We start from the raw sequence: 25,180 nt of genomic DNA, 5'->3' as shown, positions 1-25,180 counted from the left end.
TTCACTGCGTGCGTAACTCACGGTGCAATATCCTCTAATACTTTCTCGCGCGTTTCGATCATTTTAAAAGCAAGAATTGCTCCCACTACAGTCACACTTGCGAAAAGAATAAAAATAGTTGAAACACCGCTTACCTCTAAAATAAAGCCTATCATAATAGGAGCGATCGCTGAGGCCAGCCTAAGCCACGCTGTAGCAAATGCCGTTCCAATCACCCTCATACGTGTTGGATAAATTTCAGGTGTATATAGATAGAGAAGAACTGTAATTGTCCCCATCATTCCGTAAGCAGCGGACCCTAAATATATAACACTTTCTGGAGAATTAGCTCCGCTGATCCATAAAGCAGTTAATAAAGCACCTGTTACAATAAATGCAATGGTTGCCCAGCGCTTTCGTCCTACTTTATCAATTAAAAATGCACAAGCGAATACCCCTATGGTCTGTAAAATATTTGTTAGAGATGCTGCCCTTAATGAATCTCCAACTGGCAAATTGTAAACAGTATTATAAAGACTCGGTAACCAGTTATTTAAACCATTCGAAACAAAGTAGGCAGAAAACCATAGTCCCCATACGATCAATGTTCTTTTACGATAAAAAGTTGAAAAAAGCTCTTTCCAGTCGCCTTTTTCAGTACTACTAGATACTTGCTTTGCTACAGGCATTCGTTTGTCAGTACTAGCTTCAATTTCTTCAATAATTCTTTCGGCTTCATCTAACCTGCCTTTCGAAATAAGCCACCTTGGAGATTCGCGCAACATGAAAAAGAATACAAAGACGATTAAACCTCCAATGCCCCCAATCAAAAACATCCACTTCCACCCAAAGCTAGGTACAACAAATGCGCCTATTTGAGCTGAGATCATTAATCCTAAAGGAAAAATCATCTCATAAAGCATAAAAAATCTGCCTCTCCCTTGAGCCCGGGACAGCTCATTGATATATGAGGCTGCTACCGGCACCTCTCCTCCTACCCCAATCCCTTGTATAAAACGAAAAATAAACAGGGCCATAAAATTACCTGAAAACACGCATGCAATACTCATGACGGACATGAGGAGTACAGTCCACTTTGCACTAAATACACGGCCGCGCCTTTCTGCTAACCAGCCAAAGAAAATAGCACCAATCGCTTGTCCTATATAACCAGACCCAATAAGAAGACCAATTTGAGCAGGTGATAAACTCCACATTCCGATGAGAACTGGGAGAACAAACGCTAAAGATAGAGCATCAAAAGCATCAAAAAAAGTAGCAGATCCCATAATGATACGAGGTTTTAAATGCCATCTAGAAAAAGGTACACTTTCCATCCTAGTCAATAATTGTGAAGCTCTATCAACAACTTCTCCATCATGAGAATTTGAATTTCCGCTGAATTCTAACGTCATGTTATCTCCTCCTTATTAGAGGAAATGATGCAAAAGTACATGCCAAAGAGCGCTAAAGAAATCGCTTACATTTTAAACCAAGAGACATTCTAAAGCGTTCATACGAGTTTTCAGCATCTATCATTTCTTTTTTGGCGTTCCCGTGGTGCCCCGGTCTATATAGTACATAGGGAAGATATGTTCCATCGCATCTAACTGTTCTCCTTCCAATAACTGTGTTAGTAAAGAAACAGCTTTTCTTCCCATTCCAACTAAATCAACATGAACTGAAGATAAAGAAGGGGTTAGAAAACTTGCAATGGGCACATCATCGGCACCAACGACAGACAAATCATGAGGTATTGACACATTTGCGTTATTTGCCGCTTTCATGACCCCCATCGCCAAAAAATCTGAAGAGCAAACAACTCCAGTCATGTGCTGGTTTCCTTGGAGAAATTGAGAAACCACTTCTACTACTTTTCCCCCATCAAATTCATCTAACTCAAACACAAGTTCTTTGTTTATTGTTAACCCTAAATTTTTAAGTGTGCGCTCATATCCCTTGTAATACCTCACACTATGCATCGAACTCATTGGACCATTGACCAGCCCAATGGTTCGATGACCTTTATCAAATAAGGCCGTTATTGATTGACACACACCTTCTTCATCATCTGGCCTGACACATGGAAATGGAGAATCCTCTAGATAACTTCCGACAACTATAATGGGAATGGCTAAACTTTTTAACCAATCCATGCTTAGTTCTTCATTTCTTGGTGAAAATAGAATGGCTCCATCTACTGCCTGCGTTTCAAGTAATCGCTGCTGTTGTACAGATGTAAACGACATCAACATATTGAATTCCGTCTCATCTAATTCCTTCGCTATTCCATCTAGAATCGTTGAAAAAAATGGATTATTCAAAATATATGAACCACGCGGAACCACTACAGCTATATTCCCAGTCTTCCTTTTGACGAGCCCTCTAGCTCCTAAATTAGGACGATAGCCTAATTCATCAATTACTTGTTTGATTCTTTCAGCCGTTTGAGCACCTACTCCTGGTTTACCACTTAATACTCGGGAAACAGATGCTATAGACACTCCAGCTTTCAATGCTACATCTTTAATACTTACTGACACATTTCATACCTCCGGGAGTCTGTTGTTTTGTCCTCTATTATAACCTGACTCACCTTCATCATGAAATTAATGGTCTGTTATCTACTGACGTTTTCCTTAAGCAAACCAACACTTTGAAGGCCCTGGCGAATCTCTTCTTTCTCCTTATGAGTTAAAGGTAAGACCGGCTTCCTAGCAAGCGAACTACTGATTAGACCTCGCTGGTACATCGCTTCCTTCATTCGCAGATGAGAGGTAGATGAAGGTTCATCCATTTTATACACAGCATGCTTTAATTCGAAGATTCTATCGTAAACTTTATTGGCCGCTACAAGATCTTTTTCTTCCACACATTTCACAAGTTCAGCGATCAAATCTGGCACAAAACAGCCGAAACCTACAAGTGCTCCATCAATCCCTTGAATTAATGTTGGCAATAAATATTCATCGTGACATGTGAGTAACGATACATCTGGTGCATGTTTTTTCAATGCCCGCACATCGACCTCGTATTGTGCCATGTCTCTTTGACCAATTTTAAACGAGACAACATTCTCAATTTCCGACATTTCTAGTAATTGATTGGTTGTATATGAGGTTTTTGTCCAAGTTGGATATTGATGTACGATGATTGAAATGTCAATCGCTTCTGCAACTTCTTTAAAGAATTGGACAGGTGACTCAGGCTGCATACCGAATCTTAGCCATGAATGTGGCGGCATGAGAAGTATACCTTCTCCGCCAGCTTCTTCAACGGCTTTTGCATGTTGGATCGCTTCAATTGTCCCTTCAGCAGAAACCCCAGAAATGACAGGTACTTCCCCTTTTAATTCGTCGGCTGCAATGCGCACAGCCTCAGCTCGTTCATGTGGCAGTAAAGTCATAATCTCGCCAGTATGTCCATTGACAACGATACCGTTAATCCCTTTGTGCTCCGCCACCCAACGGACAAGCTTACGAAAAGCAGGTTCATCAATTGAATAGTCATCTTTAAAAGGAATTAAGACAGCCGGGAATACACCGCTCCATTTTTCTTTATTTTTCATCAACAAATTCCTCCCCTTTCGATTATAGTAAACGTTTACGGTAAGCGTTTACGTAAACAATCATAAAATGACATAACGGAGATTGTCAACTAAATTTTTAGAAAATTTTTATTATTCAAATAAAAATACAATCAATTTCATTTTTCTAGTAAATAATATAGGTTTGTTTTATTTCTTAAATGATTAAGCAATATCTGCTGGTTAAAGTTGCTGATTATCATCCTAAATACATATTCAATAAGAGACCATTATAAATAATTTTATATTTTCCAAACAGTATTTTTACTATAAAAAACCTCTCCATCACAGGAGAGGTCTCTTGCATTTTCTTATTTCCACCAGTCATCAAACATGGAAGCTGGTACTTGGCGTTTATGCTCTGATTGAACATAGCGCTTTTCAATCGCTTCTGCTGCTTGATCTGACACTGGCTTACCTTCTAAGTAATCATCAATTTCATTGTACGTAATGCCAAGTTCTGTTTCATCCGTTTGCTGAGGTTTGTCATCAAGCAGATCCGCTGTCGGTTTCTTTAAGTATAGGCGCTCAGGTGCTTGCAGCGCTTCTAGCAGCATCCGGCCTTGGCGTTTCGTCAGACCTGTGAGCGGAAGAACATCTGCACCGCCATCGCCATACTTCGTGAAGAAGCCGGTTACTGCTTCAGCTGCATGATCTGTACCGATGACAAGCAATCCTTCTTCTCCTCCGACAGCATACTGCGCGATCATTCTCATACGTGCTTTGACATTTCCTTTATTAAAGTCAGACAACGGGCCGCCTGTGTCCTTTTGATATTGTTCACTAAATGCCGTCACGGCAGGCGCAATATCATATTTCCACGACTTGTCCGGCTGAATAAATGATAAAGCGAGCTGTGCATCATCTTCATCCTGCTGCACACCGTGCGGGAGGCGCACCGCAATAAAGACTGCCTCTTCTTTTCCTTCTTGACGCAGCTCAGATGCAGCCAGCTGTGCAAGACGGCCAGCGAGCGTTGAATCCTGTCCGCCGCTAATGCCGAGGACGAATCCTTTTGCGCCAGTTTTTTTCAAGTATTCCTTTAGAAATCCAACCCGCTTTTCGATCTCTTGCTTTGGGTCAATTGAGGGCTGCACATGCAACTCTTGGCTGATCTTTTTCTGCAAACTCATACACTTTTCCTCCTAAGCATCCTCTACATGAAGAGAACAGGTTTTACTCTGAATTCATTGGTTTGACAACGTTTTTTAAGTCTTCATTATACCATGTTTTCAGGAAGAACATTTTGTTAGACGTTCCCCTATTTCATCAATGATCAAACATTCACAAAAGAAAAAGACCATGTCTATATGGACTGGCCCTTTTCTTTTTCAATCAATTTCTACCCGTATAGATGTACAGCTTGCGCCATTACAATTCCCAATATCAGAAGGACATGCGGATACGGCCACAATGAGATCCATTTCGGCTCGCAGACGAATGTAATCACCGGGAAGAGATTTTGGGAGCTCCACAGACAGTTTTCCTTTTTCATCAATGACTGTATTCATAAAGGCATTAAAAGGATAGTACATATCCTCCTTAGGAATCCCAAATGGCTCAAAGGCAGTCCGCAAATTATCGTAGCATGTATGCATGACCTCTAAATGCGTCCGTCCGTATAAAAGCTGATACATTTCTTGCCGGCAGGCGGGCATGTATAAATCATGGCATTCGACTGTGTCTTCAATGACCGTAAACATCGGTTTATATAAATTAGAATAGAGCTTATCCCCTTTTTTCACTTTTGACGAAAATAGGCTGTCCATTGTCGCGCCTTGGTCAAATTTTTCATAAAAATCCTTTTCATGATAGGCCATGACATCTGCTACTTGCTGACCTTCAATATCAACGACCCGCATACATTGGCCTTTTCCTAAGCGAAAGCCGTGTCCATCCTTTGGTAAAATGACATATTCTCCGTTCATCACATGCACTCCTTTCCATGTCAGTATGCCCAAAACGTCCCCTTGATCATGTATAAAAAAAGACGGCGGTCACAAGCTAATGTCATTGAAATCGAAAGGTGTTGCACATGCTTTGAAAGAAGAACAAACTTTATCTTGGTGGCAGCTTTCTCTCATCGGAGTCGGCTGTACAATTGGCACTGGTTTCTTCCTTGGTTCCAGCATTGCCATTACAAAGTCCGGTTTTTCCGTCTGCATTTCTTTTTTGCTTGCTGCGGTCGGAACCTATCTCGTCTTTAAACATTTGGCTGCGATGACAGCCGATAACCCTGATAAAGGGTCATTTTGTTCCTATGCTCGTAAAGCATATGGACGCTGGGCAGGGTTTAGCAATGGCTGGGTGTATTGGTTTGCAGAAATGTTGATTACGGGAAGTCAGTTAACAGCGATTTCTCTTTTTACCCGCCACTGGTTTCCATCTGTTCCGCTCTGGGTGTTTTCTGCGATTTATTCCGCTCTTGCCCTGCTCGTGATTATCATAGGGCTTTCTTCTTTTCAAAAGACAGAAAATGTCCTTGCAGTACTGAAGACAGCGGCGATTTTTCTATTTATGATCCTTGCTGTGCTTGTGTTATTCGGCATTCTGACAGATCATAAACCGACCCCGCATCTGCCAAACAAAGATCACGAATGGATGCCCCTCGGTCCGCTTGGTCTTTGGAATGGATTGATTTACGCGTTTTATGCATTTGGGGGAATTGAAGTCATGGGGCTGATGGCGGTTCATTTAAAGGACCCGAAGGATGCGGCAAAGTCTGGACGCGTCATGCTGATCATTCTAGCGGTCATCTATATCGTCTCAATTGGACTTGCTCTCTTGCTTGTCCCAGTAACAGCCTTTGACAAGAACAGCAGTCCATTTATTACATCATTGGAGCCGTTTCATTTATCGATCTTTCTTCATATCTTTAATGGCATCTTCATTATTGCCGGCTTTTCGACATTGGTTGCCTCTCTTTATGCGGTCACGACACTGCTTGGCTCAATGTCGGAGCATCAAGATGCACCTGCTTGTTTTAAACAAAAAGACCCAACTCATGTCGGATGGCCTTCGATTATCTTAACTGCTGCTGGCTTAATTGTCTCGATTTTGCTTGCGCTCTTTTTGTCTAAACACATCTACGAGCATCTCACAACAGCAGCCGGCCTTACCCTTCTGTACACATGGGTATTCATTCTGTTCTCAAGTAAAAAGCTATCAAAGCCATCCACTCGCCAAACGTGCGAAATGATTCTTGCGCTTCTCTTGATTGGAGCCGCCATTTCAGGCACTTTAACAGAGGCAAGCGGACGACCTGGCTTTTTTATCAGCCTTGGGATCATTGCAGTGATTGCCATCATGGTGCTATTTATGAGAAAAAAGTGGAAGCAGCAGGATCAGACCGCATCATAATTTCATCATGTTTTTTAATGCAGTAAAAGGACATTTGGCGGAGGCTGGTTTCTCCGCCTCTTCATCTGGGAGAAAGTATTGCTTCCATTCATGATTGGTCGGATCACCGTACCATTTTAATGATGGGTGAACGCTGACCTCATCATACGCTTTGAGCCGCTTGCGAACGAGCTGGCTCATTTTTTGACCAAACTTGGTCGATCCATTCAATTTCTCAAACACCCATCTAGGCTGAAATGCCATCAAGACATAAGGGAAGTGGCGGCTTTTTCTGAGCTTATGAGCCGGTGTGGAGCATAAAATAAAATACGCTTCCCCGTGAAAGCAATACTCCCACTCATGATGATGAGTATCTAGTGGAATATCCTCAGGCCATGGCACTTCATCTTTCTGGTGCAGTCGTTGAAGCAGTGACCAAAACTGCTGCTCAAACTGTTCAAGTGAACTTTCTTTTAAATCCTGCGGTGTTTCAAAAAAACAAATAAATGAAGCATATTGACCCGTTTCTTTCGCACAGCTTTGATATTCTCTCAGCAGCTGGGCTAATTCATCAACCGCTTCCTCTTTCCTCGGATCACCAACAAACCCATAGCGTAAATGATCGAGAAAAAACCCCTGTCTTCCCGGTACACAAGGGAATGTATCTGCCTCATCTCCTACCATCTCTCCAAATTGAGTAAAAGCATCCTGCTTCCATTCTTCTAGTGATCGTAGATTTTGATCAAGGCAACTTTTTGCATACAACTGGGCCATTTCTTCCACCTCGTTTTAGCGTCTTCTCCATAGCCTATGAGAAAAAAAGGCTGTGGTGACTGTCCTTCAACGACTTTCCTTGCGCACGCAAGAGGTGGATATTCTCGTTCAAATTGAGCATGTATGTGTGTCTTTCACTCCATGATGCATGAACAGACAAGTGTATGCAGCCGTCAAACTGCTTCTTTTAATAGAGCGCTTTTGTATCATTCCTATGATCTGTTCTTCATCAAAAAGACAGAATCAAGCACCCAATAAATGAGGGCTGAGCAAAAGCTAAATAGATAGACAATGTTGCTGTGATAACTGATAAGATCAGCATGCACACATAGTTGAATACTGGAAGAAAAATACGGATGGCAATATCCCACCATTATTCAAGAATGTGTTATGTCTGTCAATCCTTACAAAAAAACAGACTGAATGTATCAGTCTGTTTTTCTACCCAATCAACGCCATGATCCCTTGATACCCAAAATAGGCGCCGAAACCAAGTAAAGATAAGCCTGCAAGAACGGATAAGCCATGTAAGACACGTTCACTTAAATAGCGCCTAAACGAACTAGCAAGAAGCGCCATACTGAAATCCCAGATCAGCATGCCGATAAAAATAGCCATGCTGTACATCAGCATTTGAGATGCCCCATACTTTTCAATCGTATTAGCCAAAATACTGCCGTAGATGCCAAGCCAAAATAAAATACTGAGCGGATTGGAAAGAGAAATGAAAAACCCCGTCATGAACGACTGACCAACCGAAGTGTTTCCACCATCCTTTTTCGGGCTCTCCTGCAAATTGATTTTACGCAGACTTTCAATGCCCGTATAGGTCAGAACAAAAAAGCCGAACAGCCACAAAAAGGTTTTCACTAGAGGTGCAGTCAAAAGCTGGGCGACACCAAAATAGATGAGGAGCATATAGACAATATCCGCGGCCATCGCCCCCACACCAAAAATCCACGCGTGCCAAAATCCACTTTTAATCCCTCTGTCGATTTGGGCTGCATTGACTGGCCCAACAGGCGCTGAAAGTGACAACCCTAAAAAGATATAACCAAAAAACACCGCCACATAGACGTCCTCCTTTTGATGCTGACTTGTACATATTATTCAAACGTTCTGTGTTTTAGTACAAGTCCTTTGTATCTTTTCAGGTGGACTCAAGGAGACATTGGATATTGCTTACCGATCGGCTTTCAGCGCCGATTGCTGCGACAGAACCGTATCCTTTTTCTTAGCACGATTCATTTGAATCGCAGCTGCAAACAGAAGAACAGCTAAGAAGGCGAAAACAAAGACGGCACTTGCTGCTCCTGCCCATTCAAGACTAAAGCCAATCAAGAAGGACAAGCAGGCTCCGCCTAAACTTGCGGCTGCAATAAAGTAACTCGTTGCCTCGTCGATGGCATTTTCAATCATTAATGCAGATGCAGTCAGTGCGATTGGGAACATGCCAGCTGCGCACAGGCCGATGAAAAAGATGAGAAGCAGCTGCGCGGCGATGTGGGTTGTCAGGGCAAATACAACGAGCAGCAGAATCATGAGTGCTGCGCTTAGCTTTAAAAAACGCAGCGGATGCAGCTGATCAGCTTTTCTCGCAATGACAGTTCTGCCAATGACGATCGCTGTCCAAAAGGTAGAAACCGCAAAAAGACTCCAGTTGTCTCCCCCTTTTTCCAGCATGATCGACGGCAAAAAGTTCGCAAAGTTCGTTTCAATCCCTGCGTAGAAAAAAGCAAAACAGATCATGAGCACCACAATCATTCGATTGTTTCGATCAACAAGTAAGGACGGTTTTCTCATCCCATTGGAATTGGAAGAAGAATCCATCTGCCCACGAGGCAATTTGTTCATAAAGGCAAGCCAGAGCATAAGAAAGAAAGTCAGTGCACCGACTTGAAATAAAAACACATAGTGCCACGTCTGTTCAGTGACAGTGAGCAGAATCACAAGTGGAAATAACAGCGCTCCTAACCCAAAAAAGACCTCCATGATGCTGATTCGCTTCGCACTGTTTGCCATCGAAATCACATACGCTCCGGCTGTGGTCTCAAGACTGCCTGCACCGCTCCCAAGAAAAAAACCTGCCAGTACAAGTGTTGTCCAGCCCGGCACCAAAAGCCCAAGGAGAAGTGACGCGATCATCAGCAAAAGACCCATGGTCAGAACAGCGCCATAGCCTTTTTTCCTCACAAGAATGGGGGATAACAGAACACCTGTCAAAAAACCAATAAACTGAAAAAAGATTAAAGAAGATAATTCCCCGGGACCCTTATCGTAACTTGACAGTAAATAAGGAGTTAAGCTGCCAAAAAACACATGAATGGTCCCAATAAAAAAATAAAAGACACAGCCAAAATAAAATACTTTTTTCATCTTTTCACTTCCTCTAAAAAGGAGCGGAGTCATGACATCCTCCGCTCCACCTCTTTAATATGCCCGGGCAGACTTGACAGCCTCTTCCCTCTCGAAGCATGTATTGAGCGCAGCCTGTGCGCGATACCCATCTACAAAATCAGCCACTTTCATATGACATGGATATGGATCAGTATTCACCCAGTGCATTAGCTGATCACGGAACGTATCAGACCATCCGTAAAATTCATTTGGCGGATCTGTCAGCAGGGTTTGCGGCATTTGATGACGCTCCACACACAATCCATCACTGATCTCATATTCGTTTTTCATGTTCGTATGGTATTTGAATACCTTGTCATGACCAACGACTTCTACACTAAATCCGCATTCCTCAGGCTGCGTGCTTTTGGATGTGACCAAGTGAAAGAATACTTGATTCTCCATCTGACCGAAAATTTCTGTATGATCATCCACCTGCACCTTTTTCTCTTCTTTTTCCTTTACATGTGTCAGCATCTTGGTATTAAGTGATTCTTTCTTCATGTCACTGCCAAATAAGTACCACAGCATATCAATTAAATGAATACCAAGATCCCCTAATGCACCGCTCGTGCGCAGACTCTCACCGCCGTCTCTCCATGAAAATGTCTTTCTTCTGAGGGCACTGTTTTTCTTAAAATGAGTCCTGACGGTCAAAATGCGGCCTAATTCACCATTGGCAATCAAGTTCTTCAAAATATTCACAAAGGATAAGTAACGATAGTTAAAGCCCATACTGGCTTGAACCTGGAACTGTTTGGCTGTCTCCACCATTTCCTTCGCTTCCTTCAGCGACACAGCCATCGGCTTTTCACATAAAATGGGCTGTCCTGCTCTTAGTGCCTGAAGGGCATGGTCTTTGTGACAAAAATTAGGGGAGGCAATGATCAACCCATCAGATGCATCTGCTAGTGTTTCGATACTTGAATACACACGTCCGCCGTACTGTTTAATGAATCCCTGTGCAACTGACTCGTGCAAATCATAGACACCGGATAACTCTGCACCTTTGATTGTTGATAATGCTCTTGCATGAGCTTTTGCAATATTCCCTGCTCCAACAATTCCAATTTTCTTCATGAATGTGCCTCCTCATGTTTATACATCACTGTTTTCAGTGTTTCATAGATTCCTTTTGCATACCCATGATGACAAATCTGATGATGGTGCCGCTTGGCTTCGGCCGTCGCATTTTGGACGAGGAAACCATGCGTGACGGATTGAAGCATCCGCAAATCGTTCCCACTATCTCCAAAGGCAAAGCCTTGATCTTTTGATAGATCATATTGGTTCAGCATAAAGCGGACAATTTCATCCTTCCCTGTGCCGACTGGTAAAAAATCGACATCATAGCAATCCGCAGGGTCTCCTGCGAGCGGATTGCATTTGTTAATGTTGACCGCCACCCCGCGCTCTTTGGCAAGTGTTTGGATGAATGATAGATGATGAAGATCTGTCCGTTCATCCTGCTCCTGATAATAGAAATTCTTCTTATACCCTGAGCTGCCCAGCTGCGTTTGCGGTCTGAGATGAATTCCCTTTTCACGTACGGTTTCCAGGATGTCTTCAATTTTTTCATCTGAAAAGCCCTGCGCATCCAGCCGCTTCATCCATTCCGCATCTGGCTGTCCAAAACGGGCTTCCGATGTATACACAATTTCAGTTCCTAAGTTCGACGCAATGAAATGCGGGAATTGATGAAAACCTCCTTTTTCCATTTTACTTGTGACAGAATCGAGGCTGCTTCCCGTGACCCAGCCAAGCATGAGCTGTCCTGCTTCGCTCTTTTCTGCCACAAAGGCTTCCAGCCGCTTTACATCCTCTCTCTGCTCATTGGTCATTCCGTGAGAATAATAGGTTTCATCAAAGTCACAGAAGACGATCCACTTCGGATTTTCCGGCTGATTCAGCAGCTTTTTATTGAATGGAAGACTTGATAACATGATGAACCCCCTCGATGACCTTCTCCTGATCTTGCAGCGGCATGCCTGGATACAGCGGCAAGTGAAGTAATTGCTGTGCTGCTTTTTCCGTGTGTGGAAGTGTCGTACGTTTATACTTTTGAGAAACAAGATTTGTTTGATGCTGATGCGATAGAATCGGGTAATAAACATCTGTTTCTATGCCCATTTCCAGCAATTTCGCTGCAAGCTCATCTCGTTCGCCCTTTAGCACTCTGATCGGGAACAGATGCCAGACATGATCATCCGTCAGCTTCGGAAGCTTCAAGTATCCTTCTTCCTCAAGCGTTTGCAGCTGGTCAATGTATCGCTTTGCTAAGTAAAAGCGTTTAAAGTTTTGTAATCCTAAATACTTCATGCGTTCGAGTCCGATCGCTGCCTGCAAATTATCAATTTTAGAATTAAATCCATAGTCACTGCGTTTGACATTTTTCTTTCCTACTTCAAAGCCGTGATAGCTGATCTCCATGCATTTTTCCGCTAAGGCTTCATCATTTGTGGCGATAGCCCCTGCCTTACCGCAGACGCCAAGGTTTTTGTATGGATTAAAGCTGAGAACAAGTCCATCTCCATATGCACCAAGGCCGCTGCTGCCGATCGCCTGACAGCCATCTTCAATGATTTTCAACCCATGCTGTTTCGCAATCGCCGAAATGGCCTTCATATCCGCTTGCTTTCCATATAAATGAACCGGAAGAATGCATGCCGTTTGATCTGTGATATGCTTCTCAATTTCACTCGGTGCCAAGCAGTAAGTATCTGAATCAATATCGGCATAGACCGGAACAGCCCCAATCGCAAGCACTGCATTTTCTGTTGCAGCAAAGCTATTCGCTGGCAAAATGACCTCGTCTCCCGGATGGACGCCTGCTGATATGAGGCTGATCATTAGGGCATCTGTTCCACTTGACGTGGCAATGACATATTTCTTCCCTAAGTACTCAGCGAGCTGCTTTTCAAACGCCGGAATATATGGCCCTGAAGTAAAACGGCCAGAACTCAATACTTCTTTCAACACCTGCATGATATCATCGATCTCATCCTCTGAAATCAGTTTATCAACTGGCAGAAACGGTATCTTTTTTTCCTTATTTTGTTTATAATGGAAGAGAATTTTTTCCAAGCCTGTGCGCCCTATATCTTGCTCAAGGAACGTCACCAGCTTTTCATTTGCTAGGTGCTTCTCAACTGAATCAGACTTTACTTGAACACCTTGATTGATCATATCCAGCAAAGGAAGATAATCCTTGCTTTTACCTGATATCTTCGTCAATATTTGCATTCCATTCCCTCCAATTAATCAATTCCATTTGTTAATATTTAACTTGTTTCACATTGTAAATGATGTTATCGATTTCAGAACAATAACTTTGTGTAAAGGATTTGTTAATATGTGTACAATTTATGAAATTGCCAAACGCTGCGGGGTTTCAACCACCACCGTTTCCAGAGTGCTGAATCATCATCCATATGTGTCAGAGGAAAAGCGTCAGCTTATTTTACAGGTGATGAAAGAAATGGAATATACACCAAGTTCAGCGGCTCGCACTCTTCGTTCACATCAGACAAAAACCATTGCTGTGTCTGTCCCGGCTGTGGACCATCCTTTTTTTGCACAATTGATTAAAGGCATATCAAAGGAAGTACTGGATCAAGGTTATAAAGCCATCGTGCTTCAGACGTTTTATCAGGAATCGTTAGAGCTTGAAGGGCTTCAATTATTAAAAAAAAGAGAAGTAGATGGGGTCATATTAGGGGCATTAGAAAATCCGTGGGAAAAGATCGAGCCATTTTTAACGAACGGCCCTATTGTCATGGCGAACGAATATCATCAAACAGCAGACATCCCGATTATTGGATACGATGAGCGGGAAGCCGCCTATAAAGCGGTTGACTACTTGATTCAGTCAGGGCGAAGATCGATTGGGTTTTGCTTTGATACTGAAAGCAGTGAAGCACAAAAACAAAGGAAACAGGGCTATCTTGATGCACTTTCTGCACACGGCTTGCCGCTGCATGACGATTGGCTTTTTGGGGAGGCCTTCACCATTGAAGACGGTTTTCGCTTAATGGATGTCATCCATGACATGAAGAATGCACCTGATGCCATTTTCACGGGTAATGATCAAGTCGCAGCAGGGCTCATTAAACAGGCCATTTCATACGGTTATCAAATCCCTAAGGATCTAGCGGTGATCGGCTATGACAATCAAGACATTTGCGAGGTGACAGCTCCAACAATCACCACAATTGACATCCCGATCGTAGAGCTTGGCCAGCGGTCTGTGCAGCAAATAATCGAGATCCTGCAAGACCAAAAACCATTACAGCGTGAACATATCCATCTGCCTACCCGGCTTGTGACAAGGGAATCGACATAAACAAAAAAGACTGAGAGCTGTCTCAGTCTTTTTTGTTGACAAAGGGCTAAAATGATCTTTGTTTTAGCCCTTTGTCTTCCTTCTTGCAGCGTGATAGAAAACCTTTGCAGTCTAGGAAAGGCGAGCACCGGAGCGGAGCGAATTTTACATTCGTGAGCACCGGAGCACAGACCTGACAAAGAATGCGAGGGTTTATCTACACGCTGTGACTGAGAGCTGTCTCAGTCTTTTTTTAAACCTATACAAATTGAGCAAGAATGAATGTCCATATACACACAATAACGAGCAGGATGAAGCTGTACTTCACAGTCTTTTGGAAGAGCTCAGATTCTTTACCTGTTTCTCCAACAGCTGCTGTAGCTATGGCAATGGATTGTGGAGAAATTAATTTTGCCATGACCCCGCCAGTTGTATTTGCCCCGATTAACAAACCTGCCTGTGAGCCGATTTGAGAAGCAGTGACCGCTTGAAGGTTGCCGAATAAGGCGTTGTTACTCACGACAGATCCTGTAATAAACACCCCGATCCAGCCAAGCACCGGGCTGACAAGCGGGAACAAATCGCCTGTTTTGGCAAGTGCAAGCCCAATGGCTGAACTTAGTCCAGCGAAGTTCGCCAAGTTGGCAAAGCCCATGACAAAACAAATGGTAAGAACAGGTACCCAAAGCTCTTTCACTGATGCTTTTAAGCAGGCAGCGCCTTCTGTTAATGTAATATGTCTGCTAAACAACCCTGTCAGCATCACCGCAATCAGAATGGCAGTACCCGTTGCACTGATGACATCAATTTTAAAGATTGCATCAATAGGTGTTTCTGTTTGTGCAATTGGTGGTAATTTCACAATTTGCTGATGCAAAAACGGCATCTTCACTAAAATCGTCGTCCAGTTGAGCGGGCCTCCTGCAGCAAACAATGCTTTAAATGCTGGCAGACTCCATACCGTAATAACGGCGGTTAAAATATAGAACGGAGACCATGCTTTCAGCACTTCAATGCCGCGATACGTTTGTTTCTGTTCAATGGCTGGTGCTCCTTCTTCACGATAAATGTGTTTCGGCTGCCATTTTCGAAGAAATAAAGCCAAAATGCCCATACTTGCTAAAGCTGAAATAATATTGGCAAGCTCAGGACCCATTGTCACCATTGTGACAGCTTGTAAAATGGCATAGCTTCCACTTACAACAAGCAAGGCAGGGAGCGTTTCTTTAATCCCTTTGAATCCGTCCACAATGAGAATGAGGAGGAACGGAATACAGAATGAAATAAACGGTATCGTATACACAAGGGTTTGAGATAACGCAAGCGGCGTCATATTGCCCATTTGCGCCCCTGTAATGACTGGGATACCCACAGCACCAAATGCGCCAGACGCAGCATTGGCAATTAAGCAGAGCATCGCAGCTTTCAGCGGTTTAAACCCAAGCTCTGTTAAGAGAGCGGCACTGATCGCAATCGGTACACCAAACCCAGCGGCTCCCTCTAAAAATGCGTTAAAACTAAAACCAATTAATAAGAGCTGAAGACGTTGATCTTGAGAGATTCCTGCAATACTAGAACGAATGACATCGAATTTACCAGATTTCACAGCAATTTTATAGAGCCATACCGCCATGATGACGATATATCCAATCGGCCACAGCCCATTAGATATACCGAGCAGCACAGCAGATAATGCCTTTTCAATTGGCATATGAAAGAAGAAAACAGCTGTTACAAAGCTGACGATTAAGGTAAAACAAGCGGCTAAAACACCTTTTAACTTAAATACAGTTAATGCAAGCAGGAAAAACAAAATTGGAAGCATTGCTACCAATGCACTCACGAACTCATTACCAAACGGATTATATATTTGCTGCCACATAGTGATTCATCCTTTTCTGCTCAGATAGGTTGCTTTTGATTAAAAATGAGGAGCCAAAATCTCTTTTAACACATTCACACTGTGTGCGAATTGTTCTTTTTCTGTATCATTAAGTGCAAGCTCCATCACTTCTGTTGCGCCATTTCGATTCACAAGGGCAGGTACACCAATGTAGACATCTTCTGCTCCATACTCTCCATCTAAGTAAGTGCTAACGGTCAAAATACTGTTTTCATTGTGCAGGATCGCTCTTGTAATGCGGGCCAAACTCATCGCTACGCCGTAGTAAGTGGCGCCTTTTTTCTCAATGATTTGGTAAGCGGCATGGCGGACATTTTCCATCATCTCATCTAAATCTTCTTGTTTGTATTGATCATTTCTCTTCATTAATTCTGTAATGGGTACACTTCCGATATTCGCATGACTCCACACAGCAAGCTCTGTATCCCCATGCTCTCCAATGATGTACGCATGCACATTGTGTGCCGCTGCTTCAAAGTACTCACTGAGCATGTATCTAAATCTTGCAGTATCAAGTGTGGTTCCACTGCCAATCACTCGCTCTTTTGGCAGGCCACTGAATTTCCAAGTGGCATATGTCAAAATATCAACAGGGTTCGTGGCGACTAAGAAAATACCATCGAATCCACTTTTCATCACATTGTCTACAATGCCTTTAAATATATTTAAATTTTTCTCAACAAGGTCAAGTCTCGTTTCACCTGGCTTTTGGTTCGCACCAGCACAGATACATACAATGTCTGCATCCTTACAATCCTCATAATCTCCATACCATGTATTCACAGGATGCGGAGCAAATGCTTTCCCGTGGTTCAAATCCATGACGTCACCCATTGCTTTATCTTGATTTAAATCGATGACAACCAATTCATCTGTGATCGCTTGATTTATTAATGTAAAGGCATAACTGCTGCCTACAAAACCTGCTCCAATAAGTGCTACTTTGTTTACTTTTTCGTTTGTCATTTATCTCATCCTCCTGAGTAAAACTAGGTTGTTTTTCGTATGTGAAGTATTTCACATTCTTATTGTGCAATACTTCACAAACTTTTGCAAGGGGGTTGCTCAAAAAAAATATGTAGCGAATTTGTGAACACACTTATTGTGCTTTCAAAGCGCTGTCTCCATGCATATTTCCACAAGAAAAAAGCTGCCAAACAATTGTCAGCAGCTTTATACATGTTTAATAAGGTCCCCAGTTGATCATAACGCCGATACAAATAAAGACAAGACCAATGACAAACCAAATGAGCGCAAGCGGTACCATAAAACGCAGCCACTTCACATAAGGAATACCACTTGCAGCAAGCACAGCCATCAACACACCTGACGTCGGATTGATACAGTTGACCACCCCTTCGCCAAGCATAACCGCTTCAACAGCTACCTGTCTTGTGATGCCCATTAAATCAGCCAGTGGCGCAAGAATTGGAATAAAGACAACCGCTTCTCCTGATCCTGATGAAATCAAAAAGTGAAGAAGTGCACTCGCAATATACATCCCAATCGCACCAGCAATTGGACTAAATCCTGTCAGCATACTCGCCAAGCCATTGACCACTGTATCAAGCAGCTTACCGTTTTCTAAAATGACAGAAATGCAGCGTGCCATTCCGACAATGAGTGCGCCGTACACAAGGCTTTGACAGCCGACAATAAATGTTTTCGCAATATCATTGGCTGCTAATCCGCCAAGCAATCCAGCAGCAATGGCCATAAAAATGAACACACCTGCCATTTCCTTATCGGTCCAGCCAAGCTGAAGCGCGCCATATAAGAAGCCCCCAAGAGACAATCCGCACACCGCTAAAATCAGCTTATGTCTGCCGGTAAATGCAGGCTTGTCCACAGATTCTGCATCAGATCCGCCAAGCCCCTTCGCAGGAAACCATTGATCACCAAGAAGACTTCCCTTTTCTTTATTCTTCAGGCGTCTTGTATATAAATAGATGTACACAATACTAGATATAAGAAAGCAAAGATAAATAATGACACGCAGGCCAATGCCAGAAAAGATCGGCAGCTCTGCAATCGTTTGAGATAAACCTAGTGGAGATGGAGACAAAATGGTTGCGTTAAATCCAGCATAACAGCCGATGTAAATGACCGCTGCTCCTGCCACAGCGTCCCATTTCAAGGACCTTGCCACAATAATCCCGATTGGAATAAATCCTATAACAGAATTCACGACAATGCCGGTCGTTCCAAGCACCGAAAATAATCCTCCAACAATACAAATAAACAATAATTGCTTCGTTTGAAACCTGCTGATGACATGGTGAATCATTCCGTTAATGGCACCTGTTTTCTCCAAAATGGCAATGGTTCCGCCAGTAAATAGAATGAGAAAAATAATAGAAGAGGACCCTACCATCCCTTCCTGAATGGCTGTAAAAAAGCCAACGGGACTTACGGGTGATTGATCAATGCGGTGATAGCTACCAGGAACAGCTGTTGTGATTTCCCCTGATGTCTTTCGGTCAAACTCACCCGCTGGTACAAAATACGTTGCAATGGTACAAATGAGCGCAATGATAAATAAGAGAACATACGCATCCGGCATTTGAAGTTTTCGTTTTTGTTTCTCTGGTGCTGATACTGCCGCTGTTTTCATGTGTCAAAACCCCTTTGTCCCGATCGGAATTTCACTTAATTTTCAGAATAATCAAATGATGTGTTATATTATAAACACTGATGATATTTAAGATCAATATTATTTCACTAAAAGAATGTTTTGGCAGATTTTCTGTCAGCAAGGAGGCTACTCATGACAACTTTGACAAACGAAATGCAACAGACCGTGACAGACATCTTTGAACACCTGCACGCCCACCCAGAAATAAGCTGGGAAGAAACGAATACGACGGCTTATCTTGAAGGCATATTAAAAAAAATGGGCTGCAAGACTCGAACATTTGACGACTGTACAGGAGTGATTGGTGAAATTGGAGAAGGCGCACCAGTGGTCGCTGTGAGAGCCGATATTGATGCACTTTGGCAGGAAGTAGATGGTGAGTTTCAACCCAATCATTCATGTGGTCACGATGCACACATGACAATGGCTCTCGGCGCCTTCATGGCATTAAAGGAAAAGGAGCTCCCGAACGGCACCATCCGCTTCATTTTTCAGCCTGCTGAGGAAAAAGGCGGCGGCGCGCTGAAAATGATTGAAAAAGGTATGTTAGCAGACGTTGATTACTTATACGGAGTGCATGTGCGCCCAATTCAAGAAACATTAAACGGACGCTGTGCACCTGCAATTTTACATGGATCGAGTAATCATTACATCGGCACAATTATTGGAGAGGAAGCCCACGGTGCACGCCCGCATCTTGGGGTCAACGTCATTGAAGTGGCTTCTACCCTCGTGCAGAGACTCGCGCATATCCATGTCGACCCAAGAGTTGCACATTCTGTAAAAATGACCAACCTACATGCTGGCGGGGGCAGTTCAAACATCATCCCTGGCAAAGCTTCTTTTACATTAGATGTCAGGGCACAAACAAATGATGTGATGGATGAACTAGAAAAAGAAATTGAAAGAGCCGTACATGCTGTAGCGGATGCCTTTGGCGCTTCCATTACACTTTCAACCGATCACCGTCTGCCTGCCGCAACCTTAAATGAGGAAGCTGTCCAGATCATGTCTAATGCAATTGAACAGATTTTAGGCAAAGAGCAGCTCGATCCCCCGATCGTCACGACAGGCGGAGAGGATTTTCACTTTTATGCAGCAAAGGTTCCGCATATCAAATCCACGATGCTTGGTTTAGGCTGTGATCTAGAGCCCGGTCTACATCATCCATATATGACATTCGACCGCTCTGCTATCTTTACCGGCATTGAGATCTTGACGGAAGCTGTCTATCAAACCCTTCAGCAGCATTCATCATAAAATCAAAAAACCACCCGTTTTTTCTTTAAACGGGTGGTATGCTTTATATTATGCATTCAAATCTGTCATGGCTGGGACGTTGATTTCTTTTACACAGGATACCCTTGATAAATGAATCACACATCTCGCAAGCTCTACAATATCCTGTACAGGGATTCTCGTTTCACCATATAGAGTGATGGCTTTTTCGGCTCCATCTTCATATGGAACCTCTGCCGCCAGCTCTCCTGGATTGATACAGGTGACGGATATTTTATCTTTTCTCACATGTTCTCTCAGTGCATTCACAATTCCGCGCAGGCCAAATTTAGAAGCGACAAAAGAAACCTGCGGCAGGTTTGTATGATCTAGTCCCGCCGTTGAGCCAATCACGATGATTTTTCCATTCTCCGATTTCCTTACGTGCGGAAGCAGTGCTTGGATGTAAGTAATCGTAGAGGTGACATTCACATTGATTAAATGAGCGATATCCTCTGGCTGATCGTGATCGAATGAATAATCATCTTCAAAGCCTCGTTTTTCCCATAAACCAATGTTATAGATGAGAACATCAATGGTTTTATTCTCCAATGCTTCGAGCATAAAAGGGATGTGGGTTTGGCTTGATAAATCAATTTTCAGCCAAATTCTATGTACACCGTCATCTATGTTCAAACTGCTCGGTTCACTTCGAGACACAATCCAAACTGTATCTCCACTTGAAGGAAGACCTTTTACAAAAGCATCCCCTAAGCCTTGACTCGCACCGAATATGATATAGTTTTTACTCATAGCTCCTCCTTCTACGGCTCATGAGCTTTCAGTCAGACTGCAGCTCATCTGTAAGCGTTTTATGCCTATATCATATAGGTTCTAAGATCTAACTGCCTCTTTTATGCCTGTCTTCACTTTCGGCTACTTGATTTCCTTTAATTCCACCGGTAACGCACGCTCTTCTATAAAGGATTGAATCATATCAATAAACAGTTCTTTCTTTTCAAACGTAAATGTATGTCCAATATCAGGAACGACGACACCTGTTGCCTTCGGATGTGATGTCGTTATTTTCTTTGCTGACCGTTTCATGATACCTTTTTCCTTTTCTCCCACTGTGACAAGAATCCGTGCCTTCGCTTGTTGAAACGTGTCTGGGAGCTTGTAATGGAGATTTTCTTGAAACATCGTCAGAAGGGTTTTCTTCTGCAAACTCTTCGAATCCGCCGCATAGTCATTCAGTACATCGTTTGGAAGCCCCATCTTTTCAGCTTGGAGCTGGATAAACCAATCTTTCTTTAATAATGGATACGTAAGAGGGAGAAGAGGTCTCACCATCAAGTAAAGCCATGGCAGCGGCATCACAAGAGCGCTGTTGATGACGGCTATGTCTACGATATCAGGCTCATTCGATAACACTTCAACGGCAACCTGTGCACCTAGAGAGAATCCAATGAGTATCACTTTACGGCCGTGCGCATGCTGCTTGAACCACGAGATGACTTCAAGAGCGCTTTCTCGCATGGAAAATGACTGTTCATTTGCTCTTGTCCCGTGACCAATCAGTTCAGGCGTATAGCATTCATACGCTTCCTTGAATGTTTCCATCTGCTCCTGCCACATCCAGCTGCTGACTCCTCCGCCATGCAGGAAAATCATGATTGGCTTATCCATCATCGACAACTCGTCCACCATCCTTATATAAGAAAAAAGCAGCCGCTTTTTGAGCAGACTGCTTTTTCATATGCTCCCTTCTATTATAAGGGAACCTCATCACTATAGGCTATTTTTTCAAATCCTCAATCGAGTTGACGTTCTTCATATATGTCGGAACAACTAGCCCCATACGAAGACCTTTCATACTTGTGCCTAGATCATCATATTTCCCTTTAAACTTCGCTGCATACGTTTTATGCGTATTTGGCAGCCAAGCAGATAACGATGCATCTGCACTTCCAGTTGCAATTGCTGTCCACATCGGACCTGCTTCCACCTGAGTCAAGGTCACTTCAAATCCGAGCTCACGCAGTACTTCTGCAGCGACATTGGTACTTGCAATCTCACTATCCCACGCAACGTAGGCAAGATTGACTTTGTCACCATTCGACTTTTTCACGCCTTTTGTCCATTTCGCTACTTGGTCTTTATGTTTTTTCACATATTTAACGGCGGCATCCTTTGGATTGATACCATCTTGGATATCCATCATGACTTCGCCCATGTCATCTTGAGACCATTTAAATTGACTAAGCATTTTGGCTGCTTCCGGCTGATCTTTTGCAAAACCTTTACGTGAAATCGTATGAATCTCTTCCGCTTCACCGTAAGATTTCTTTGGATCCTCTAAATATTTTAAATCATAGCGAGTAAACATCCAGTGTGGATTCCAGCCAGTGATAATAATTGGCTTTTTACGGTCGTAAGATTTCTTGAGCGTTGCGGTCATAGCTGCACTTGATGCAGACACAACCGTCCAATCCTCTAAGCCGTAATCCTTTTTCGCTTGATCCGTTAGCGCCATAATCCCTGAACCCGGATCAATGCCGATAATGGTTTTATTCACCTGCTGTGCTGCACTCGCATTTGAATCTGACTTCACGCCACAAGCGGCTAGTAAAAAGACAAGCAGGGCGGTCATCCCAATGTAGAGAGACTTTTTCCACATTAAGCATTCCCCCTGGTTTTTTTCGTTTTAATGTTTTGTGTAATACGGTCGAGTGTAATCGCCACAATCACAATGGCAATACCTGCTTCAAAACCAATTCCTGTTTTCAGCTGCGTTACCGCACTATATACTTCCGAACCAAGTCCTGGAGCACCTACCATTGCCGCAATGACGACCATTGATAGAGCAAGCATGATACTTTGGTTAATACCAGCTAGGATGGTTTTTGTTGCAAGTGGAAGCTGAACTTTGAATAAACGCTGGAATGTCGTTGAACCAAATGCTTCTGTTGCTTCAATTAAATCAGCTGGTACTTGTTTAATACCGAGAATCGTCATACGAATCGTTGGCGGCATGGAGAAAATAACTGATGCCACAACCCCAGGCACAACGCCAATGTTAAAGAAGAAGATTGCTGGTAATAGATAAACGAATGCAGGCATTGTCTGCATTAAATCTAAAATAGGTGTTACAATCTTACGCACAGTTTCCTTCTGTGATGCCCAAATACCGATCGGAACCCCGATCACGATGGAAATGACCACAGCTGTCAAAACGAGCGCAAGTGTTTGTAGCATTGGATGCCAGTAGCCTAAATAGTCGATCAGCAAAAATCCAATAAGTGTGAAAAGAGCAACTCCTCTTGTACTGATCCACCAGGCAATGCCGGCAAAAATAAGGGTTAAAATAATAGATGGAATCACACCAAGTGCTGCCACAATTCCATTTACTGTGCCTGCTAATCCATTTGTGATGCCATCAAAGAAACCACCAAACGTTAATGTTAACCAGTCAACAAATCGATCAATGTAATCCGCGAACTGAATTCTAGGTAAATCACTCATACTAAACATCTTATTCTACCTCCTGTGCAGAAGGCTCTTGTGTTTTAATTTCCTCAAGTTTGTTAGAAGACATGTTGATATACTCATCATTACCTGATAACGCACCAATTAATGCACCTCTGACCACAATACCCTTCATTCTGTTTTTCTCATCGACAACGGCAATCGGAATGTTTGCTGCATCAGACACTGCGTCAAAGATTTCTGTCAAATACGTAGATTCCAATACTGTCGTGAATTCTTTATCGAGAACTGTTTCAAGCGACGCTCCCATTTCTGCTGCCTTTTTCGCTGCTTGTGCAGAAATAACACCTAATAAATGCTTTTTCTTATCTACTGCATAGATAGACGAAATCCCAAGGTTTTTCATGAGCGTGAGCGCAACACGTGCCCCTTTGTCGATCTGAATTGTTTCTGCACGTTTCATAATATGACCAGCGGTTAATACTTTAGAAAGGTCGACATCTTCAACGAAACGTTCAACATATTCATTCGATGGGTTCATCAGAATTTCTTCTGGTGTTCCGATTTGAACGATATTTCCGTCCTTCATGAGCACAATGCGGTCGCCAATCCGAAGCGCCTCATCTAAATCATGGGTAATGAAAATGATCGTTTTTCCTACAGATGTATGAAGCTCAAGCAATTCATCCTGCATATCTTTACGAATTAATGGATCGAGTGCGCTGAATGCTTCATCCATTAATAAAATATCAGGGTCATTTGCTAATGCACGTGCCAATCCAACACGCTGCTGCATCCCGCCACTTAATTGGTTTGGGTACTGTTCTTCAAAGCCTTCAAGTCCAACAAGCTTTAAGGATTCAAGCGCTTTTGAGCGGCGCTCTTCTTTGTCTACACCTTGTAATTCAAGACCGTACTCGGTGTTCTCAAGAATCGTACGGTGGGGGAACAATGCAAAGTTTTGGAAGACCATGCTGATCTTTTTCCGTCTGACTTCACGCAATTGATCCTTTGACATATTTGTTATCATATCCCCATCAATAAATATTTCTCCGGAGGTTGGTTCGATTAACCTATTTAGCAGCCGCACAAGTGTGGACTTTCCGCTCCCTGATAGCCCCATGATGACAAATATCTCGCCGTCATACACATCAAAATTTGCTCGATTGACACCAACTGTTGCGCCGGTCTCTTTTAGAATCTCTCTTTTTGTTTTCCCTTTTCCAAGCATTTGAGATGCTTTTTTAGCATTTTTACCGAAAATTTTAGATACATTATTTATCTTGATTTTGATAGTTCTCTCTTCAGAATTCATATTTTCCCTCCAAATTAGCATCTTTATAACCGTAACATAAGCGTTATGATGCGAACAATCTTTAGAATTCGCTTATTTCCGCACAATATGTATGAATTCCATATAGAGGTCTGGTGATTAGAGTTTATACGCCGTATTACTCGTAAATCCTATAGAATGCTTCATAAACTACATATTTTACGGGGTATTTCCTCTCATCAGACAATATTTTACTGGAAATTCCT

At 42.8% G+C, this 25,180-nt stretch carries 22 protein-coding genes; 3 read left to right on the top strand and 19 right to left on the bottom strand.

Features of this window, described 5'->3' with window-relative positions; all coding sequences use genetic code 11:
• Positions 1–17 precede the first annotated feature (17 nt).
• The 5 genes from C6347_RS13240 to C6347_RS13220 form a co-directional block, all read right to left on the bottom strand.
• Positions 18–1,394, bottom strand: coding sequence for an MFS transporter (locus C6347_RS13240; protein ID WP_060595497.1), 1,377 nt, complete (start codon positions 1,392–1,394; stop codon positions 18–20).
• Positions 1,395–1,514: 120 nt separating this feature from the next.
• The gene (locus C6347_RS13235; RefSeq protein WP_060595496.1) at positions 1,515–2,522 is read right to left on the bottom strand and encodes a LacI family DNA-binding transcriptional regulator; all 1,008 of its coding nucleotides are present in this window, start codon (positions 2,520–2,522) and stop codon (positions 1,515–1,517) included.
• Positions 2,523–2,599: 77 nt separating this feature from the next.
• Entirely contained in the window at positions 2,600–3,547 is a 948-nt protein-coding gene (locus C6347_RS13230) for a dihydrodipicolinate synthase family protein (RefSeq protein ID WP_060595495.1), read from the bottom strand.
• A 329-nt stretch (positions 3,548–3,876) separates the two neighbouring features.
• Entirely contained in the window at positions 3,877–4,698 is an 822-nt protein-coding gene (gene nadE / locus C6347_RS13225) for an ammonia-dependent NAD(+) synthetase (protein WP_034664190.1), read from the bottom strand.
• A 198-nt stretch (positions 4,699–4,896) separates the two neighbouring features.
• Complete coding sequence (locus C6347_RS13220) at positions 4,897–5,493, bottom strand: DUF1989 domain-containing protein (RefSeq protein WP_060595493.1); 597 nt, start codon at positions 5,491–5,493, stop codon at positions 4,897–4,899.
• A gap of 79 nt (positions 5,494–5,572) precedes the next feature.
• On the opposite strand from C6347_RS13220, the gene C6347_RS13215 reads away from it, so the two are divergent.
• On the top strand, positions 5,573–6,925 hold the full coding sequence (locus C6347_RS13215) for an amino acid permease (RefSeq protein WP_106037071.1): 1,353 nt from the start codon (positions 5,573–5,575) through the stop codon (positions 6,923–6,925).
• Here the strand turns inward: C6347_RS13215 and C6347_RS13210 are convergent.
• From C6347_RS13210 to C6347_RS13180, 6 genes are all read right to left on the bottom strand, one after another.
• Positions 6,920–7,678, bottom strand: a complete 759-nt coding sequence (locus C6347_RS13210; RefSeq protein ID WP_106037070.1) for a YqcI/YcgG family protein — start codon at positions 7,676–7,678, stop codon at positions 6,920–6,922. The two genes, C6347_RS13215 and C6347_RS13210, sit on opposite strands and share 6 nt — an antisense overlap.
• A 441-nt stretch (positions 7,679–8,119) precedes the next feature.
• Positions 8,120–8,749, bottom strand: coding sequence for a LysE family translocator (locus C6347_RS13200; protein WP_034664197.1), 630 nt, complete (start codon positions 8,747–8,749; stop codon positions 8,120–8,122).
• Between the two features lie 111 nt (positions 8,750–8,860).
• A complete protein-coding gene (locus C6347_RS13195) occupies positions 8,861–10,054 on the bottom strand; it encodes an MFS transporter (RefSeq protein ID WP_106071725.1) in 1,194 nt (397 codons plus the stop codon).
• A gap of 54 nt (positions 10,055–10,108) precedes the next feature.
• Positions 10,109–11,155, bottom strand: a complete 1,047-nt coding sequence (locus C6347_RS13190; RefSeq protein ID WP_060595489.1) for a Gfo/Idh/MocA family protein — start codon at positions 11,153–11,155, stop codon at positions 10,109–10,111.
• Positions 11,152–12,018, bottom strand: coding sequence for an HAD-IIB family hydrolase (locus C6347_RS13185; protein ID WP_060595488.1), 867 nt, complete (start codon positions 12,016–12,018; stop codon positions 11,152–11,154). Before C6347_RS13185 ends, C6347_RS13190 begins: the two co-directional genes overlap by 4 nt.
• Positions 11,993–13,318, bottom strand: coding sequence for a DegT/DnrJ/EryC1/StrS family aminotransferase (locus C6347_RS13180; RefSeq protein WP_060595487.1), 1,326 nt, complete (start codon positions 13,316–13,318; stop codon positions 11,993–11,995). The genes C6347_RS13185 and C6347_RS13180 overlap by 26 nt, the downstream gene beginning before the upstream one ends.
• A gap of 109 nt (positions 13,319–13,427) precedes the next feature.
• Here C6347_RS13180 and C6347_RS13175 point away from each other — a divergent pair, with 109 nt between their 5' ends.
• Positions 13,428–14,417, top strand: coding sequence for a LacI family DNA-binding transcriptional regulator (locus C6347_RS13175; RefSeq protein WP_060595486.1), 990 nt, complete (start codon positions 13,428–13,430; stop codon positions 14,415–14,417).
• 238 nt (positions 14,418–14,655) lie between these two features.
• Here the strand turns inward: C6347_RS13175 and C6347_RS13170 are convergent, their stop codons facing one another.
• The 3 genes from C6347_RS13170 to C6347_RS13160 all read right to left on the bottom strand — a co-directional run bounded on the left by C6347_RS13170 (position 14,656) and on the right by C6347_RS13160 (position 18,913).
• Positions 14,656–16,278, bottom strand: a complete 1,623-nt coding sequence (locus C6347_RS13170) for an L-lactate permease (RefSeq protein ID WP_060595485.1) — start codon at positions 16,276–16,278, stop codon at positions 14,656–14,658.
• Between the two features lie 39 nt (positions 16,279–16,317).
• Positions 16,318–17,265: an L-lactate dehydrogenase gene (locus C6347_RS13165; protein WP_060595484.1), complete on the bottom strand. Its 948-nt coding sequence runs from the start codon at positions 17,263–17,265 to the stop codon at positions 16,318–16,320.
• A gap of 217 nt (positions 17,266–17,482) precedes the next feature.
• Complete coding sequence (locus tag C6347_RS13160) at positions 17,483–18,913, bottom strand: YfcC family protein (protein WP_060595483.1); 1,431 nt, start codon at positions 18,911–18,913, stop codon at positions 17,483–17,485.
• A 153-nt stretch (positions 18,914–19,066) separates the two neighbouring features.
• Between C6347_RS13160 and C6347_RS13155 the strand changes: the two genes are divergently transcribed.
• Entirely contained in the window at positions 19,067–20,194 is a 1,128-nt protein-coding gene (locus C6347_RS13155; protein ID WP_066031361.1) for a M20 peptidase aminoacylase family protein, read from the top strand.
• A gap of 48 nt (positions 20,195–20,242) precedes the next feature.
• On the opposite strand, the gene C6347_RS13150 is transcribed toward C6347_RS13155, so the two are convergent.
• The 5 genes from C6347_RS13150 to opuAA all read right to left on the bottom strand — a co-directional run bounded on the left by C6347_RS13150 (position 20,243) and on the right by opuAA (position 24,956).
• Complete coding sequence (locus C6347_RS13150; protein ID WP_106039352.1) at positions 20,243–20,965, bottom strand: SDR family oxidoreductase; 723 nt, start codon at positions 20,963–20,965, stop codon at positions 20,243–20,245.
• Between the two features lie 123 nt (positions 20,966–21,088).
• A complete protein-coding gene (locus tag C6347_RS13145; protein ID WP_223253307.1) occupies positions 21,089–21,844 on the bottom strand; it encodes an alpha/beta fold hydrolase in 756 nt (251 codons plus the stop codon).
• Positions 21,845–21,950: 106 nt separating this feature from the next.
• Positions 21,951–22,832: a glycine betaine ABC transporter substrate-binding protein gene (locus C6347_RS13140; RefSeq protein WP_034664219.1), complete on the bottom strand. Its 882-nt coding sequence runs from the start codon at positions 22,830–22,832 to the stop codon at positions 21,951–21,953.
• The gene (gene opuAB, locus C6347_RS13135) at positions 22,832–23,677 is read right to left on the bottom strand and encodes a glycine/proline betaine ABC transporter permease subunit OpuAB (RefSeq protein WP_034664471.1); all 846 of its coding nucleotides are present in this window, start codon (positions 23,675–23,677) and stop codon (positions 22,832–22,834) included. Before opuAB ends, C6347_RS13140 begins: the two co-directional genes overlap by 1 nt.
• 10 nt (positions 23,678–23,687) lie before the next feature.
• A complete protein-coding gene (opuAA, locus tag C6347_RS13130) occupies positions 23,688–24,956 on the bottom strand; it encodes a glycine/proline betaine ABC transporter ATP-binding protein OpuAA (protein ID WP_034664221.1) in 1,269 nt (422 codons plus the stop codon).
• Between the last annotated feature and the right edge of the window lie 224 nt (positions 24,957–25,180).

Source organism: Bacillus sp. NMTD17 (genome assembly GCF_002998735.1).
Lineage (GTDB): Bacteria > Bacillota > Bacilli > Bacillales > Bacillaceae > Bacillus.
The sequence above is the reverse complement of the archived record's forward strand: the minus strand, read 5'-3'. Positions and strand labels throughout refer to the sequence as shown.

Bases quoted from the DNA above. Each gene is read 5' to 3' on its own strand.
- C6347_RS13180 (WP_060595487.1), bottom strand. From the start codon at position 13,318: ATGCAAATATTGACGAAGATATCAGGTAAAAGCAAGGATTATCTTCCT.
- C6347_RS13195 (WP_106071725.1), bottom strand. From the start codon at position 10,054: ATGAAAAAAGTATTTTATTTTGGCTGTGTCTTTTATTTTTTTATTGGG.
- C6347_RS13145 (WP_223253307.1), bottom strand. From the start codon at position 21,844: ATGATGGATAAGCCAATCATGATTTTCCTGCATGGCGGAGGAGTCAGC.
- C6347_RS13165 (WP_060595484.1), bottom strand. From the start codon at position 17,265: ATGACAAACGAAAAAGTAAACAAAGTAGCACTTATTGGAGCAGGTTTT.
- C6347_RS13230 (WP_060595495.1), bottom strand. From the start codon at position 3,547: ATGAAAAATAAAGAAAAATGGAGCGGTGTATTCCCGGCTGTCTTAATT.
- C6347_RS13185 (WP_060595488.1), bottom strand. From the start codon at position 12,018: ATGTTATCAAGTCTTCCATTCAATAAAAAGCTGCTGAATCAGCCGGAA.
- C6347_RS13210 (WP_106037070.1), bottom strand. From the start codon at position 7,678: ATGGCCCAGTTGTATGCAAAAAGTTGCCTTGATCAAAATCTACGATCA.
- C6347_RS13220 (WP_060595493.1), bottom strand. From the start codon at position 5,493: ATGAACGGAGAATATGTCATTTTACCAAAGGATGGACACGGCTTTCGC.
- C6347_RS13155 (WP_066031361.1), top strand. From the start codon at position 19,067: ATGACAACTTTGACAAACGAAATGCAACAGACCGTGACAGACATCTTT.
- C6347_RS13150 (WP_106039352.1), bottom strand. From the start codon at position 20,965: ATGAGTAAAAACTATATCATATTCGGTGCGAGTCAAGGCTTAGGGGAT.
- C6347_RS13160 (WP_060595483.1), bottom strand. From the start codon at position 18,913: ATGAAAACAGCGGCAGTATCAGCACCAGAGAAACAAAAACGAAAACTT.
- opuAB (WP_034664471.1), bottom strand. From the start codon at position 23,677: ATGAGTGATTTACCTAGAATTCAGTTCGCGGATTACATTGATCGATTT.
- C6347_RS13215 (WP_106037071.1), top strand. From the start codon at position 5,573: ATGTCATTGAAATCGAAAGGTGTTGCACATGCTTTGAAAGAAGAACAA.
- opuAA (WP_034664221.1), bottom strand. From the start codon at position 24,956: ATGAATTCTGAAGAGAGAACTATCAAAATCAAGATAAATAATGTATCT.
- C6347_RS13190 (WP_060595489.1), bottom strand. From the start codon at position 11,155: ATGAAGAAAATTGGAATTGTTGGAGCAGGGAATATTGCAAAAGCTCAT.
- C6347_RS13175 (WP_060595486.1), top strand. From the start codon at position 13,428: ATGTGTACAATTTATGAAATTGCCAAACGCTGCGGGGTTTCAACCACC.
- C6347_RS13140 (WP_034664219.1), bottom strand. From the start codon at position 22,832: ATGTGGAAAAAGTCTCTCTACATTGGGATGACCGCCCTGCTTGTCTTT.
- nadE (WP_034664190.1), bottom strand. From the start codon at position 4,698: ATGAGTTTGCAGAAAAAGATCAGCCAAGAGTTGCATGTGCAGCCCTCA.
- C6347_RS13240 (WP_060595497.1), bottom strand. From the start codon at position 1,394: ATGACGTTAGAATTCAGCGGAAATTCAAATTCTCATGATGGAGAAGTT.
- C6347_RS13170 (WP_060595485.1), bottom strand. From the start codon at position 16,278: ATGTGGCAGCAAATATATAATCCGTTTGGTAATGAGTTCGTGAGTGCA.